The 15,187-nt window shown below is 74.1% G+C and carries 16 protein-coding genes; 8 read left to right on the top strand and 8 right to left on the bottom strand.

From position 1 onward, the window contains the following. Positions 1–201, bottom strand: coding sequence for a DUF1918 domain-containing protein (locus AC02VZ_RS08570; protein WP_432056093.1), 201 nt, complete (start codon positions 199–201; stop codon positions 1–3). Positions 202–311: 110 nt separating this feature from the next. Beyond that, positions 312–1,277, bottom strand: coding sequence for a DMT family transporter (locus tag AC02VZ_RS08565; protein ID WP_432056094.1), 966 nt, complete (start codon positions 1,275–1,277; stop codon positions 312–314). Here AC02VZ_RS08565 and AC02VZ_RS08560 point away from each other — a divergent pair. The 3 genes from AC02VZ_RS08560 (at position 1,276) to AC02VZ_RS08550 (ending at position 3,949) form a co-directional block, all read left to right on the top strand. Then, on the top strand, positions 1,276–2,727 hold the full coding sequence (locus AC02VZ_RS08560; RefSeq protein ID WP_432056095.1) for an aminotransferase-like domain-containing protein: 1,452 nt from the start codon (positions 1,276–1,278) through the stop codon (positions 2,725–2,727). The genes AC02VZ_RS08565 and AC02VZ_RS08560 overlap by 2 nt on opposite strands. 40 nt (positions 2,728–2,767) lie before the next feature. Beyond that, positions 2,768–3,205, top strand: a complete 438-nt coding sequence (locus tag AC02VZ_RS08555; protein WP_432056096.1) for a GNAT family N-acetyltransferase — start codon at positions 2,768–2,770, stop codon at positions 3,203–3,205. A 150-nt stretch (positions 3,206–3,355) separates the two neighbouring features. Further along, on the top strand, positions 3,356–3,949 hold the full coding sequence (locus tag AC02VZ_RS08550; protein WP_432056097.1) for a histidine phosphatase family protein: 594 nt from the start codon (positions 3,356–3,358) through the stop codon (positions 3,947–3,949). A 45-nt stretch (positions 3,950–3,994) separates the two neighbouring features. Here the strand turns inward: AC02VZ_RS08550 and AC02VZ_RS08545 are convergent, their stop codons facing one another. Continuing rightward, on the bottom strand, positions 3,995–4,435 hold the full coding sequence (locus tag AC02VZ_RS08545; protein WP_432056098.1) for a DUF6314 family protein: 441 nt from the start codon (positions 4,433–4,435) through the stop codon (positions 3,995–3,997). 134 nt (positions 4,436–4,569) lie between these two features. Continuing rightward, positions 4,570–5,067: a hypothetical protein gene (locus AC02VZ_RS08540; RefSeq protein ID WP_432056099.1), complete on the bottom strand. Its 498-nt coding sequence runs from the start codon at positions 5,065–5,067 to the stop codon at positions 4,570–4,572. 454 nt (positions 5,068–5,521) lie between these two features. Between AC02VZ_RS08540 and argC the strand changes: the two genes are divergently transcribed. The 5 genes from argC to AC02VZ_RS08515 are packed head-to-tail and all read left to right on the top strand — an operon-like array spanning position 5,522 to position 10,376. Next, positions 5,522–6,550: an N-acetyl-gamma-glutamyl-phosphate reductase gene (gene argC / locus AC02VZ_RS08535; protein ID WP_432056100.1), complete on the top strand. Its 1,029-nt coding sequence runs from the start codon at positions 5,522–5,524 to the stop codon at positions 6,548–6,550. After that, positions 6,547–7,698 (top strand): bifunctional glutamate N-acetyltransferase/amino-acid acetyltransferase ArgJ, encoded by a 1,152-nt coding sequence (argJ, locus tag AC02VZ_RS08530; RefSeq protein WP_432056101.1) that lies wholly within the window; start codon positions 6,547–6,549, stop codon positions 7,696–7,698. The genes argC and argJ overlap by 4 nt, the downstream gene beginning before the upstream one ends. Then, positions 7,695–8,624: an acetylglutamate kinase gene (gene argB, locus AC02VZ_RS08525; RefSeq protein WP_476475000.1), complete on the top strand. Its 930-nt coding sequence runs from the start codon at positions 7,695–7,697 to the stop codon at positions 8,622–8,624. The genes argJ and argB overlap by 4 nt, the downstream gene beginning before the upstream one ends. Next, a complete protein-coding gene (locus AC02VZ_RS08520; protein WP_476474999.1) occupies positions 8,621–9,829 on the top strand; it encodes an acetylornithine transaminase in 1,209 nt (402 codons plus the stop codon). The genes argB and AC02VZ_RS08520 overlap by 4 nt, the downstream gene beginning before the upstream one ends. A gap of 7 nt (positions 9,830–9,836) precedes the next feature. Next, the gene (locus AC02VZ_RS08515) at positions 9,837–10,376 is read left to right on the top strand and encodes an arginine repressor (protein WP_432056104.1); all 540 of its coding nucleotides are present in this window, start codon (positions 9,837–9,839) and stop codon (positions 10,374–10,376) included. A gap of 612 nt (positions 10,377–10,988) precedes the next feature. Here the strand turns inward: AC02VZ_RS08515 and AC02VZ_RS08510 are convergent. From AC02VZ_RS08510 to AC02VZ_RS08495, 4 genes are all read right to left on the bottom strand, one after another. Continuing rightward, on the bottom strand, positions 10,989–11,726 hold the full coding sequence (locus AC02VZ_RS08510; protein ID WP_476475031.1) for an FAD:protein FMN transferase: 738 nt from the start codon (positions 11,724–11,726) through the stop codon (positions 10,989–10,991). Between the two features lie 55 nt (positions 11,727–11,781). Further along, positions 11,782–12,957, bottom strand: a complete 1,176-nt coding sequence (locus AC02VZ_RS08505) for an FMN-binding protein (RefSeq protein ID WP_476474998.1) — start codon at positions 12,955–12,957, stop codon at positions 11,782–11,784. 40 nt (positions 12,958–12,997) lie between these two features. Beyond that, a complete protein-coding gene (locus tag AC02VZ_RS08500; protein ID WP_476474997.1) occupies positions 12,998–14,380 on the bottom strand; it encodes a ferredoxin reductase family protein in 1,383 nt (460 codons plus the stop codon). 75 nt (positions 14,381–14,455) lie between these two features. Then, positions 14,456–15,184 (bottom strand): L,D-transpeptidase family protein, encoded by a 729-nt coding sequence (locus tag AC02VZ_RS08495; RefSeq protein WP_432056107.1) that lies wholly within the window; start codon positions 15,182–15,184, stop codon positions 14,456–14,458. Between the last annotated feature and the right edge of the window lie 3 nt (positions 15,185–15,187).

Genomic DNA, 15,187 nt, shown 5'->3' with positions numbered 1-15,187 from the left:
CTAGTGCTGGTGGTGGTGGGTCCGGTGCCGGATCTCGGAGTCGGGCCCGGGCGAGCACACGGCCTCGCGCCCGTCCTCGAAGCGCACCCGGTAGGGCGGGTTGCCCTCCCGGCCCATCACCTCGACGATCTCGGCGACCCTGTCGTGCTGACCGACCACCCTGCCGTGCTGGACAAGCTGGTCGCCCACGGTTGCGCGCATCGGTGTCTCCTCACCACGTGCGGGAGCAGCGGTCCGTCCTCCCGAGTCTACGGCCGGGACCGCGGCCCGGCAGCGGACCGGACACCACCCCCGGAGCCGGCCCGCGGTCCTCATCCGCGGGCCCGCTGGGTGACGGCGATGCACACCAGCACCGCGACGGCGGTCAGCGGGGCGGCCACCGGCAGGTGCTCACCCAGCAGCAGGACCGACCACACGAGGGTGAGCAGCGACTGGGCCAGCTGCAGTTGGCTGGCCCTCGGGACGCCGATCGCCGCCATGCCCCGGTACCAGAGGACCAGCCCCAGGAACTGCGATCCGGCGGCCACCCACAGCAGCCCGGTCACGCTGTGCGCGGTGAGCTGAACGGGTTCGTGCGCCAGTGCCACCGCGGCCACCGGAACCGTCAGCGGCAGGCACGACACCAGCGCCCAGCCGATCACGCGCACGCCGGGCATCTCTCGCGCCAGCCGGCCGCCCTCGGTGTAGCCGGCCGCGCACACCAGCAGGGCCCCGAAGAGGTACAGGTCGGCGGTGCCCAGTGCCCCGCCGCTCTGCCCCGCGGTGAACGCCGCCACCGCCGCGGCCCCGGCCAGCGCGGCGGCCCAGAACGTGCGCGACGGCCGGACGCCGCCCCGTAGCGCGGCAAGCAGCGCGGTGGTCAGCGGCAGCAGCCCGACCACTACGGCCGCGTGGGCGGTGCTCGACGTCCGCAGCGCCAGCGTGGTCAGCAGGGGGAAGCCCAGGACGACCCCGGCGCCGACCACCGCGAGCCCCGGCCAGTGCCTCCGGGCGGGCAGGCGCGCCCCGGCGGCGAGGAGGTATCCGCCCGCGATCAGGGCCGCCAGCACGCTGCGCACCGCCACCAGCGACCACGGACCGAAGCCCTCCAGGCCCCAGGCGGTGGCGGGGAAGGTGAGGGAGAAGGCGGTGACGCCGAGCGCGGCCTGCAGGGTGCCGAGCCGGCGGGTGCCCTGCTCCGGACCGGCCGTCGGCTGCCGCACGGAAGGCCGAGACGTCCCGGCCGGACTGCCCACTGCTATCCGCGTGGGCGCAGTAGCGCTACTCTCTGCTCTCATGTACGAGCGTAGCAGCGTCGGTGAGCTGGTGGAACGGCTGCGAAGAGAGCTGAACCGCTACTCGCCCGGTGAGAAACTGCCGTCGAGTCGCTCCCTCGTCGAGACCTACCGGGTCAGTCCGGTGACCGTCTCGCGGGCACTGGCCCGGCTGGCCGCGGAGGGCCTCGTCGTGACCCGGCCCGGAGCGGGCGCGTTCCGGGCCCGGCCCCGCCCGGCCGTCCACACCGCCGGCGACACCTCCTGGCAGGAGGTCGCCCTCAGTGCCGACGGTGCCGCCGACCTCGTTCCCCGCTCGGTGGACGCCTCGGGCGTCCTCGCCTCCCTCGCCGCACCGCCGCCCGGCGTGATCGAGTTCAACGGCGGTTACCTGCACCCCTCCCTGCAGCCCGAGCGAGCCCTGTCCGCCGCCCTCGCCCGGGCCGGACGCCGGCCCGGCGCCTGGGGCCGGCCGTCCGTGGAAGGGCTGCCGGACCTGCGCGAGTGGTTCGCCCGTACCATCGGCGGCGCCCTCACCGCCGCGGACGTGCTGATCACCGCCGGCGGCCAGTCCGCGCTGGCCACCGCCCTGCGCGCGCTGGCCCCGCCGGGCGCGCCCGTCCTCGTCGAATCGCCCACGTACCCGGGCATGCTGGCCATCGCCCGCGCGGCCGGACTGCGCCCGGTCCCCGTACCGGTGGACGCCGACGGAGTGCGCCCGGACCTCCTCGCGGACGCGTTCCGGGCGAGCGGTGCCCGTGTCTTCGTCTGTCAGCCGCTGTTCCAGAACCCCACCGGGGCCGTGCTCGCCCCGGACCGGCGCGCCGAGGTGCTGCGCATCGCGCGCGAGGCCGGCGCCTTCGTCGTCGAGGACGACTTCGTGCGCCGACTGGTCCATGAGGACGCAGGCGCCCCGCCCCTCCCGCTGGCCGCCGACGACCCCGACGGCGTCGTCGTCCACGTCTCCTCCCTCACCAAGGCCACCTCGCCCAGCTTCCGGGTCAGCGCCCTCGCCGCCCGCGGCCCGGTGCTCCAACGGCTCCGGGCCATCCACGTCGTCGACACCTTCTTCGTGCCCCGGCCGCTCCAGGAAGCCGCCCTGGAACTCGTCGGATCGGCCGCCTGGCCACGCCATCTGCGGTCCGTGGCCGCCGCGTTGCGCACCCGGCGGGACACCATGACCGCCGAGCTGCGAAGCCGCCTGCCCGAACTCGCCCTGCCCCACGTCCCGTCCGGCGGCCACCACCTGTGGCTGCGGCTGCCCGACGGCATCCCCGAGGCCGCGCTGACGGCGAGCGCCCTGCGCGAGGGAGTCGCCGTCGCCCCGGGACGGCCGTACTTCAGCGCCGAACCCCCCGCCGGGCACATCCGCCTCGGCTTCGCCGCGGTGGCCGGTCCCGAGGAGATCACCGAGGGCGTACGGCGTCTGCGCACTGCCTGTGAGCAGGCGGGGGCGTTCCCTGCGCCAACGTGATCCCTGGACGTCACGGCCGCCCGGGTGGAAGCATTCCGCCATGACCGCGACCCCACGTCTGCCCGAGGGCTACACCCTCACCACCGACCCGTCCCGCATCGACATCGAGCGCGTGCACCACTGGCTCTCCACCGACGCCTACTGGGCGCTCGGCCGCGCACCCGCCACGCAGCGGGCGGCGATCGAGGGCTCCCTCAACTTCGCCGTGCACGAGGCCACCACGGACGAACAGGTGGCCTACGCCCGGGTGGTCACCGACCGGGCCACCTTCGCCTGGCTGTGCGACGTGTACGTCGACCCCTCGGTCCGGGGCAAGGGCATCGGCAGCGCCCTGGTCGCCGCGGTCCGGGAGGAGCTGCGGGCGTTCGGGGTACGGCGTGTCCTGCTCGCCACCCACGACGCGCACGCCGTCTACGCCCGGCTCGGCTTCCGGCCACTGGACCGGCCCGACCAGTGGATGGCGCTGGCTCTCGACTGACCGCCGCCCGGGCACCCGTCACCGCGCTCACCTGCGCTTTCGTGGTATTTGTCCGGCAGGTCCCCACCGGTGGGTGTGCCGCGTGTCACGCCGGGTGACGGGCCGAACGGGGCCCTTGACCTGACCCCTGGCCGGGATGACCATCGCGGCATGGCACTTCGGGTCACGTTCGTCGCCGCAGCGGGGAGCTCCTCGCTGCTCGCCGAGCGTTTCCAGGACGACCGGCCGCTGGACCAGGCCGGGTGGCACGAGGTGCAGCGCGTCGCCCACGAACTGCTGCCGCTCGCCGCGGCCGACCTGCGCTACTGCTCCCCGAACCCGCGCAGCCGCGCCACGGGCGACGGCCTCGGCTACACACCGCTGGTCCAGCTCGCCCTGCGCGACTGCGACATGGGCCGCTGGCGCGGGCTGAGCCTCGGCGAGGCGATGGCGCGGGAGCCGCAGGCCGTGGACGCCTGGCTCGCCGACCCGCGCTCCACCGCCCACGGCGGGGAGTCCCTGCTCGACTTCATCACCCGGGTCGGCGGCTGGCTGGACACCCGCCCCGCGGACGACGGCTGCCGGGTCGTCGCGGTGGCCGAGCCGTCCGTCATCCGGGCCGCCCTGGTGTACGTCCTGAAGGCGCCGCCCGCCACGTACTGGAGCATCGACGTCCGCTCCCTGTCGACTACCACCGTCGCGGGACGGGCGGGGCGCTGGAGCCTGCGGCTGGACCCGGTGTCCGCTCAGCCCACCCGCGCGTAGCCGGTGGTCGGTCGGCCCGGACCACCCGGGCGGGACCCGGCCGGTTCAGCCCGCCCGCGCGTAGTCGGTGCTCAGTTCCAGGTCCTTGGCCGGGCCGCGCACCCGCCAGACCGTGCGCCAGTGGTCCGCGTCCCGGACGGTGAACTCCCCTCGGTACAGGTCCGCCGCGCACGGGTGGTCGGCCACGTACCGGCCGACCGTCAGGTCCAGGTGGTGGAACGGCCGGCCGTCGGCGAACCGCACGTCGGCGGTGCCGCCCGGCCCCGGCAGGAAGCGCAGCGTCCGCTCCGCGGGCCGCGGGGTGCCGCGCCAGGTGAACGTGCCCGCCTCCTCGTGCAGCAGCCCGCCCGCCGGGTCCGGCCGGAAGACCGTCGTTCCCTCGAACTCGCCGGTGTCACCGCTCGCCAGGTCCCGCACGACGCGCTCCACGCGCCACCGTCCGCCGAGGAACGCCAGCACGTCCGGAACCGGCCAGAACTCCTCCATGCGCCGGCCGCTCCCTTCCGCTCCGCTCGCGCCCCTGCATACCGGGTCCCCGGCAGAGAAGGTACCGCCGGGAACGCGGAGCGCCACCACCGGCCGCCGGCCCCCGTCGCACGGGAGGGCGACCGGGCGGCAGGTCAGGCGGCGGCAGCGGGCACGGCGCACGCCGTCTGCGACGACAGCCGGCGCAGGGCGGCCTCCGCCAGTAGCGCGGCCGACGCGACGGCCAGCAGCGGCTGCAGGGGAGCCCAGTAGCTCATCGCGCCGGACGCGCCCAGCAGGACGAGGACGAGCTTGTTGCAGACCGGGCAGCCGACGGCGAAGAAGGACAGCACCCCGCCGACCGCGCCCAGCCGGCTGCCGTCACCGGCCCCCAGCTCCGGCGCGGTCGAAGGCTGCCGCACGTAGGTGCTCAGCACGATGCCCGCGAGGACGGCCGTGACGGCCAGGGCCGGGTAGTTCCACCACTGGACGGGAACCGACCGTCCGAAGAGGGGATTGGGCACCACGGCGGTGGGCGCGCCGACCACGATCGCCGTGACCAGGGCGCCGCCGCCCGCCACCGCCCACTGCCCGCTCCGCCAGCCGCGCAGCGCGGCGACCGCCCGGCTCCACGACCGCGGAGAAGGGGACATGACCGATCAGCTCCGTCCTGGCCTGCGGGGACTCAGCGACTCCAGCGACTCCAGCGACGCCAGGGCCTCCGTGGACTCCAGGGACTCACGGAACGCCACAGGACTCACGGGACCCCGGAACCCTCTCCTTGCGCCCCGTCGGCGCCAGGCCACCCTAGTCGGTCGGTTCCGCGCCGTCCCCGGGGCACGGGACGCTCGCCGCACCGTGCCTCCCCCGTGCGCGGCCGGGGCTCCGGGACGGCGACCTCGTAGGCGCCGGTTCAGGCGTCCGTCGGGCCCTGGCGTGGGCGGACGCCTGACGTGCCGCCCGTGCCCCGGCCGTCCCCGGGGTGAACGGGCGCAGGCCGCGCGGCGAGGGCTCGGCGTGCGCGGAACGGTCCGGTCGCCCGCAACACTGTGCATTGCATAAACCTGCAAGCAAGCGTATAGTCATGCTCCCTAAGGAGGAGGTTCCATGACGGTACGAGCCGCAGTGGCCGGGGCGAGCGGATACGCGGGCGGGGAACTGCTGCGCCTGCTGTCGGCCCACCCGGAGGTCGAGATCGGCGCCCTGACCGGCCACTCCAACGCCGGGCAGCCGCTCGGGGCGCTGCAGCCGCACCTGCGACCGCTGGCCGGGCGGATCCTGGAGCCGACGACCGCCGAGGTGCTCGCCGGGCACGACGTGGTCTTCCTCGCGCTGCCGCACGGGCAGTCCGCCGCCGTCGCCGAGCAGCTCGGCCCGGACGTGCTGGTGATCGACATGGGCGCCGACTTCCGGCTCTCCGACGCCGCCGACTGGGAACGCTTCTACGGCTCCCCGCACGCCGGCACCTGGCCCTACGGCCTGCCCGAACTGCCGGGTCACCGCGCCGCGCTGGAGGGGTCCAAGCGCATCGCGGTGCCCGGTTGCTACCCGACGGCCGTCTCGCTCGCCCTCTACCCGGCCTACGCGGACGGGCTCGCCGGGGCCGAGGCGGTGATCGTCGCCGCTTCCGGGACCTCCGGCGCCGGCAAGGCGCTCAAGCCGCACCTGCTGGGCAGCGAGGTCATGGGCTCCATGGCGCCCTACGGCGTCGGCGGCGGCCACCGGCACACCCCGGAGATGATCCAGAACCTGTCGGCGGCGGCCGGTGAGCCGGTCACCGTCTCCTTCACACCGACCCTCGCCCCGATGTCCCGCGGCATCCTCGCCACCTGCACCGCGCGGGCGAGGCCCGGCGTCACCGCCGACGCGCTGCGCGCCGCCTACGAGAAGGCGTTCGCCGACGAGCCGTTCGTGGACCTGCTGCCCGAGGGGCAGTGGCCCGCGACCGCCTCCGTGTACGGCTCCAACGCCGTGGCGGTGCAGGTCGCCCTCGACGAGGCGGCCGGGCGGATCGTCGCGATCAGCGCCATCGACAACCTGACCAAGGGCACCGCCGGCGGTGCCGTCCAGAGCATGAACATCGCCCTGGGTCTCGACGAGACCACCGGGCTGACGACGATCGGAGTGGCGCCGTGAGTGTGACGGCAGCGAAGGGATTCACGGCGGCGGGCATCGCCGCCGGGATCAAGGAGAACGGCAACCCCGACCTGGCCCTCGTGGTCAACAACGGGCCCCGCCGCGCCGCCGCCGGAGTCTTCACCTCCAACCGCGTCAAGGCCGCCCCCGTCCTCTGGTCCGAGCAGGTCCTCAAGAGCGGGCAGGTGACCGCCGTCGTCCTCAACTCCGGCGGCGCCAACGCCTGCACCGGGCCCAAGGGCTTCCAGGACACCCACGCCACCGCCGAGAAGGCCGCCGAGGTCCTCGGCACCGGCGCCGGCGAGATCGCCGTCTGCTCCACCGGGCTCATCGGCGTCCTGCTCCCCATGGACAAGCTGCTCCCCGGCGTCGAGACCGCCGCCGGGGAACTCTCCGAGCACGGCGGTGAGAAGGCCGCCATCGCCATCAAGACCACCGACACCGTCCACAAGACGTCCGTCGTCACCCGCGACGGCTGGACCGTCGGCGGCATGGCCAAGGGCGCCGGCATGCTCGCCCCCGGCCTCGCCACCATGCTCGTCGTCCTCACCACCGACGCCGACCTCGACGCCGAGAGCCTGGACCGCGCCCTGCGCGACGCCACCCGGGTCACCTTCGACCGGGTCGACTCCGACGGCTGCATGTCCACCAACGACACCGTGCTGCTGCTCGCCTCCGGCGCCTCCGGCGTCACCCCCGAGTACGGCACCTTCGCCGAGGCCGTACGGGCCGTCTGCGACGACCTCGGGCAGCAGCTGATCCGGGACGCCGAGGGCGCCAGCAAGGACATCAAGGTCGAGGTGGTCAACGCCGCCACCGAGGACGACGCCGTCGAGGTGGGCCGCTCCATCGCCCGCAACAACCTCCTCAAGTGCGCGATCCACGGCGAGGACCCCAACTGGGGCCGGGTGCTCTCCGCCATCGGCACCACCCGCGCCGCCTTCGAGCCCGACGAGCTGAACGTCGCCATCAACGGCGTCTGGGTGTGCAAGAACGGCGGCGTCGGCGAGGACCGCGACACGGTCGACATGCGCTACCGCGAGGTGCACATCGTCGCCGACCTCAACGCCGGTGACGCCACCGCCACCATCTGGACCAACGACCTCACCGCCGACTACGTCCACGAGAACAGCGCCTACTCCTCATGAGCGACACACCCACCCGCAAGCACACCGCGCTGCCCAAGGCGCAGATCCTCATCGAGGCGCTGCCCTGGCTGACCCGGCACCACGGCAAGACCGTCGTCATCAAGTTCGGCGGCAACGCCATGGTGGACGAGGACCTCAAGGCCGCCTTCGCCCAGGACGTCGTCTTCCTGCGACACGCCGGACTCAAGCCGGTCGTCGTGCACGGCGGCGGCCCGCAGATCAGCGCGGCCCTCGACCGGTACGGCATCGTCAGCGAGTTCAAGGCGGGCCTGCGCGTCACCACCGAGGACGCCATGGACGTCGTCCGCATGGTGCTGGCCGGCCAGGTGCAGCGCGAACTCGTCGGGCTGCTAAACCAGCACGGCCCGTTCGCCGTCGGCCTCACCGGCGAGGACGCCCACACCCTCACCGCCACCCGGCACCGGCCCGAGATCGACGGCGAGCCCGTCGACATCGGCCGCGTCGGGGAGATCACCGAGATCGACACCGGCGCCATCGAGGCGCTGCTCGCCGACGGCCGCATCCCGGTCGTCTCCTCGATCGCCCGCTCCCAGGACGACGGACATGTCTACAACGTCAATGCTGATACGGCGGCTGCGGCACTCGCTGCGGCGCTCGGCGCCGAGACTCTCATGGTCCTCACCGACGTCGAGGGCCTCTACGAGGACTGGCCGCACTCCGACGAGGTGATCAGCCGCCTCACCGCGTCCCAGCTGGAGAAACTCCTGCCGGAGCTGTCCTCCGGCATGGTGCCGAAGATGGAGGGCTGCCTGCACGCCGTACGCAACGGCGTCACCACCGCCCGCGTCATCGACGGCCGGGTCCAGCACTCGATCCTGCTGGAGATCTTCACCGACGAGGGCATCGGCACCATGGTCGTGCCCGACGACACACCGGACACACCGGTCACCCAGGGGGAGTCGTGAGCAACGAGGAACTGACGGCGCGCTGGCAGGGCGCGCTGATGAACAACTACGGCACGCCGCGCCTGCCCCTGGTCCGCGGCGAGGGCGCCACCGTGTGGGACGCCGACGGCACCGCCTACACCGACTTCGTCGGCGGCATCGCCGTCAACGCGCTCGGCCACGCCCACCCCGCCGTCGTCGAGGCCGTCACCGCGCAGATCGCCACCCTCGGCCACGTCTCCAACCTGTTCGTCGCCGAGCCGCCCGTCGCCCTCGCCGAACGGCTGCTGCAGCTCTTCGGCCGCGACGGCAAGGTCTACTTCTGCAACTCCGGCGCCGAGGCCAACGAGGCCGCCTTCAAGATCGGCCGGCTGACCGGGCGCGGCCACGTCGTCGCCACCGACGGCGCCTTCCACGGCCGCACCATGGGCGCCCTCGCCCTCACCGGCCAGCCCGGCAAGCGGGACCCGTTCCGGCCGCTGCCCGGCGACGTCACCCACGTCCCCTACGGCGACGCCCAGGCCCTGGCCGCCGCGGTCACCGAGGACACCGCCATGGTGATCATCGAGCCGATCCAGGGCGAGAACGGCGTCGTCGTCCCGCCGCCCGGCTACCTCAAGGCCGCCCGCGCCATCACCGCCGCCACCGGCGCGCTGCTCGTCCTCGACGAGGTGCAGACCGGCATCGGCCGCACCGGCACCTGGTTCGAGTACCAGGCCCACGACGGCGTCCTGCCCGATGTCGTCACCCTCGCCAAGGGCCTCGGCGGCGGACTGCCGCTCGGCGCCACCGTCGCCTTCGGCCGGGCCGCCGACCTGCTCGCACCGGGCGGCCACGGCACCACCTTCGGCGGCAACCCCGTCGTCTGCGCCGCCGCCCTCGCCGTCCTGGACACCGTCGAACGGGACGGGCTCCTGGACCACGTCAAGCGGCAGGGCGAACGCCTCCGCGCCGGCATCGAGGCGCTTCGCCACCCGCTCGTCGACCATGTCCGGGGCGCCGGGCTCCTCCTGGGTATCGTGCTCACCGAGCCGCTCGCGCCGCAGGCGCAACAGGCGGCTCAGGACGCCGGATTCCTGGTGAACGCGCCCGCCCCCGATGTCGTACGGCTCATGCCGCCGCTCACCCTCGCGGACGACGCGGTGGACGCCTTCCTCGGGGCACTCCCCGGCATCCTGGACGAGGCCGGCCACCCGGCGGGCGGGGAAGGACGATCCGGAGAATGAGACGACCATGAGCCAGGAGCGGGACCACGCACCGCACGCCGGGCCTGCCGTACCGCAGACCCGCACCGCACGCCACCGCCGGATCGTGGACATCCTCAACCGGCAACCCGTGCGCAGCCAGAGCCAGTTGGCGAAGCTGCTCGCCGACGACGGGCTGACCGTCACCCAGGCGACGCTCAGCCGGGACCTGGACGAGCTGAACGCGGTGAAGATCCGCAACACCGACGGCGACCTCATCTACGCGGTGCCCAGCGAGGGCGGCTTCCGCACGCCGCGCGCGCCGCTGGGGGAGTCGGCGAAGGAGGAGCGGATGCGCAGGCTCTCCGCGGAGCTGCTGATCTCCGCGGAGGCCTCCGCCAACCTCGTGGTCCTGCGCACCCCGCCGGGCGCCGCCCAGTTCCTGGCCTCGGCCATCGACCAGGCCGAACTCCACGACATCCTCGGCACGATCGCCGGCGACGACACGCTGCTGCTGATCAGCCGGGAGGCGACGGGGGGCCAGGCCCTGGCCGACCACCTGCTGCGGCTGGCCCAGAACAGCCACTGAGCGCTCCGCGGGTGCTGGGGGTTTTGCGCAGTTCCCCGCGCCCCTGAGGGGGTGGTGGGGGTACGGGGGGTGGTGACCCGCGGGTCGACTGTGGTGCTTCGCGCAGTTCCCCGCGCCCCTTGAACCGGGCCCCCGGCACGACGTCCCGCGCCATCCGAAGAGAGAGACCCGGAAACCGCGCAGACGCCCCACTTCCCCAGGGGCGCGGGGACCTTGCGCGAGTACCCGCCACGGCCCGCAGGCGACGACGGCGGGGCAGCGGCCACTTGCCTGGGGGCGCGGGGAACTGCGCGAGTACCTGCCACGGCCCGCAGGCGTCGACGGCCGGGCAGCGGCCACTTGCCTGGGGGCGCGGGGAACTGCGCGAGTACCTGCCACGACCCGCAGGCGACGACGGCCGGGCAGCGGCCACTTCCTCAGGGGCGCGAGGAACTGCGCGAGTACCTGCCACGGCCCGCAGGCGTCGACGGCCGGGCAGCGGCCACTTGCCCAGGGGCGCGGGGAACTGCGCGAGAACCCCAGCCGACCCGCAGGCGACGACGGCCGGGCAGTGGCCACTTCCTCAGGGGCGCGGGGAACTGCGCACAAGCCGCCCACGCGCCGCAGGCCCCCTCACCCCAGCCGGCCCGCCAACCCCGCCGTGCAGCGGACCTCGTCACCCGCCGTGATGAGCAGCGCCTCCACCCCCGGCAGCGTCTCCAGCCACGCGAGCCCGGCCCGGGAACCCATCGCGAACGCCGCGGTGGCCCAGCAGTCGGCCCAGGTCAGGCTGGGCGCGACGACCGTCACGGCGACGAGGTCGGTCACCGCGGAGCGCCCCGTGCGCGGGTCGACGATGTGGTCGCCGCGTTCGGAGGTGCCCGAGGTCGCCACGGCCAGCTCGTCCACCCCGGCGGCGGACACCACCGCCGCCAGGCCACCCGGCCGCAACGGGTCCGACACGCCCACCCGCCAGGGTCGTTCCGGTCCGGGCGCGCCGAGGAGCTGGACATCGCCGCCGCCGTTGACGTTCACCCCCGTGGCTCCCGCCCGGGCCAGCCGCCGGGCCGCCCGTTCGGTCGCCCAGCCCTTGACGATGCCGGTGGGGTCGAGCCGGCCCCGGTAGCGGGGGCTGAACCAGCCCTCGCTGAGCCGCTCCGCCTCCTCCGCCAGGTCCAGGACCTCGGCGACCTCCGGGTCGCACTCCGCCACGGTGAGGTCCCCGCGGGCGAGCCGGGAGATCTGGCTGTCGTCCCGGTAGGTGCTGAACACCTCGTCCACCCGGTGCAGTTCGGCGACCGCGTCCGTCAACGCCGCCCGCACGGCATCGGGTTGCCCGCCGCGGACGTCGAAGGAGAAGACGGTCCCCATCGTCTCCTCCACGTGACGCACCGCGGCGGGAGTCTGTGCCGACTCGGTCACCGTCTCAGCCACCGGCCTGGTCCAGTGCCGACTGGAGGGACTTCGTGTACCCGGCGCTGGTGTAGGTCGCGCCGGAGACGGCGTCGATGTCGGCGCTCCCGGCCTCGACGGCGGCCTTGTTCAGGCGCGGCACGGACAGGTTGGTGACCTGGTCGCTCCGCCCGCCCTTGGGTGCCTGGACCGCCTCGGCCCTGCTGATCTTCCCGCCGGTGACGGTGATCCGGACCTGCACCGTGCCGTACTCGGTCTTCTCGGCGTCACCGGTGAAGGTGCCGTTCTTCAGGGTCTTCGCCCCGCCCCCGCCCTGCTGCTTCCCGGCGCCGGCCCCGGAGCCGGAGCCGCCCGAACCCGACGCCCCCGCGGAACCCGCCCCGTCCGACGCCTCGGGCGCCTTCGACGCGCCCGACGAGGCGGGGGGCGCCTCCGCCTTCGCCTTGTCCAGCGCGGACTGCAGGGACTTCTTGTAGCCGGTGCTGGTGTAGGTGGCCCCGGAGACGGCGTCGAGGTCGGCGTTCTGGGCCGCGACGGCGGCCTGGTTCAGTTTGGGGACGGCGTTGGCGGTGATCTGGTCGCTCTGGCCGCCCTTGGGTGCCTGGACCGCCTCGGCCTTGGTGATCTTCCCGCCGGCAACCGTGATCCGGACCTGGACCGCCCCGTACTGGGTCTGCGCCGCGTCGCCGGTGACCGTGCGCGCCTGCGCGTCGCCCCCGCCGCCCTGCCCCGCGCCGGCCGCCTTCGCCGCCTTGTCCAGCGCGGACTGGAGGGACTTCTTGTAGCCGGTGCTCGTGTAGGTCGCCCCGGACACGCTGTCGATGTCCGCGCTCTGCGCCGCCACGGCGGCCTGGTTCAGCTTCGGGACGGCGTTGGCGGTGATCTGGTCGCTCTGGCCGCCCTTGGGCGCCTGCACCGCCTCCGCCTTGGTGATCCTGCCGTCGTTGACGGTCAGCCGGACCTGGACCGCGCCGTACTGGGTCTGCGCCGCGTCCCCGGTGACCGTGCCGTCGCCGATGGCCCGCGCGCCGCCCTGCGGGGACTGGGCCGCCGCGGGCGGGACCGCGCCGCCCGCCGCGTCGGCCGACCCGGGGTCGGAACCCGGCTTCAGCGACAGCAGCAGCACGATGCCCGAGACGGTGGCGGCGGTGGCCAGCACGGCACGCCGGACGGGGTGAGACTTCCTCATCGTTTTCCAAGCTCCTGAAAAGGTGTGGACGGCCCGTCGCTCACATCTCGAACGACTCGTGGTGGATGCGGCGCGCGGGGACCCCCGCGCCGCGCAGTGCCTCGTACACGGACTGCGCGAATCCGGGCGGCCCGCACATGAAGACGTCGTGCCGGTCGATGTCCGGGATCTTGCGCTGCAGGCTCTCCGCCGAGATGTCGGGCCGCTCTCCCTCCGGGCTGTTCACCGCGTACATCAGGCGCGCGCCGCGCTCGTCGGCGATCTTCGCCAGTTCGCCCCACAGGGCCAGGTCCTGGGTGGTGTTGGCCCGGTACAGCAGCGTGATGTCGCCCGCCGCGCCGGGCAGCGTCTCGAACAGCGCCCGCATCGGGGTGATGCCGACCCCGCCCGCCACCAGCAGCACCTTGCCGCGGCTGCGGCGCTGCGCGGTGAGCGCCCCGTAGGGGCCCTCGGCCCACACCCGGGTGCCGGGCTCCAGCTCGCGCACCCGGGAGCTGTGGTCGCCGATCGCCTTGACGGTGATGCGCAGCATGTCGGGGCGGGGTGCCGCCGACAGCGAGTACGGGTGGGAGCTGAAGCGCATGCCCGGCGCCAGGAAGCGCCAGCGGAAGAACTGCCCCGCCTCCGCCCCCATCCGGTGCAGCCTGCGCCCGCTGATCAGCACCGACGTGATGCCGGGCGTCTCCTCGACGACCGCCTCGACCCGCATCCGGTGCCGCAGGTTGAGCCGGATCGGCGTGATGACCCGGTACCACAGGACGAGCGCGGTGACGGTGCCGTAGAGCCCGTACCAGAAGGTCTTCGCGGACGGTTCGACGGCGAACTCGTTGCCGGTGGTGATCTGGTGCCAGAACGTCAGGTACACCGCGGCGTAGGTGAGCAGGTGCACGTGGTACCAGCCGTCGTACGGCAGACGGCGCCGGATCGGGCCGATCGAGATGAAGGCGATCACGAACAGCAGGCCGGTGCCGATGGCCGCCTTGCCCATGTCCGGCAGCTCGCTGACCGAGGTGATCGTCTGCTGGACGATGTCGCCGAGGGTCTTGCCCGCCTGGAGGGCGTAGCCCCACATGATGAGGAAGACGTGGGCGATGACGAGGCTCACGGTGTAGCGGCCGCTCATGGCGTGCCAGCGCGCGACCCGGTCGGAGCCGACCCGGCGTTCCAGCGCGGGCACCCGCGCCATCTGCAGCACCACCAGGGCCATCAGGTAGCCGGCGAGCAGGCCGGTGATCCGGCCCGCGGCGATGACCCGGCCGGTGGTGTCGGCGATGGACGGGGTGTTCGTCCACCACAGCCACAGCACGGCCACCGCGCCCGCCCCCACGGCGAGCAGCAGGGGCACGGCAGGGGAGCGGCGCGGGCGGATGCGGCGCATCGTCTGGCGGCGGGCGGCACGGCCGCCGGCGAGCGTGGTGGTCACGGTTCCTCCGTGGGGACTTGGCCCTTGGCCCACAGATACGTGCCGTGACGCTGCGGCGTTCAGCGGAATTCGAGGTCAGTGACGGGTGATCGCGGTGGCCCCGTCCCGGGTGCCGATCGCCAGGTGCGGCCGCCGCGCCGGATCGGCCCAGCGCAGGATCCGCCGCATGTCCGCGGCGGGCACCGAGACGCACCCCGCCGTCGCCCCGCTGCCGTTGACGTGCAGGAAGATGCCGGCGCCCCGGCCGCGCTCCGGCGCCCGGTAGTTGAAGGCGACGACGAGGGCGTGGGCATACTGCTCGCGGTAGGTGATCAGGTGCTCGGCCTCGGTGGCCCGGCAGTCGGCGGGCAGGGGTTCGGTCCAGCGGTTGTAGTGGCGGGAGTCGTTGTCCTGGCACCACCAGGAGTCCTCGCGCACCGGCCGGTACGGGTAGGCGGTCCCGTCCGGCGCCGGGCGGATGCCGAAGGCGTACGGCAGCCGGTACAGGCCGGTCGGGGTGGTGCTGGTGCCCTGACGGCGGGTGGCGCCGTCGGCCAGTCCGTTGGCCCCGAAGCGGGCCGGCGCGGAACCGGCCGCCGTCCAGCGCCCGCCCCGGCGGTCCCACCAGGTGAGGGTGCCGGTGGTCGAGCGGGTGTCCGGTGCCACCGCGGTGATCAGCTGGGTGCCGCCCCCGGTGTCCGCCATCCGCGCGGGCAGCGGTACGGCCGCGGGCGCCGGGGGCGGCGCGGCGGACGGGCGGCCCGCGCCGAGCGCGAGGAGGGAGAGGCAGACGAGGAGGACGGCGGGGGCGGCACCTGGGCGCATGGC

It is taken from the genome of Streptomyces sp. 3-6, from assembly GCF_056323165.1.
This window is presented reverse-complemented; position numbering and strand designations above follow the sequence as displayed.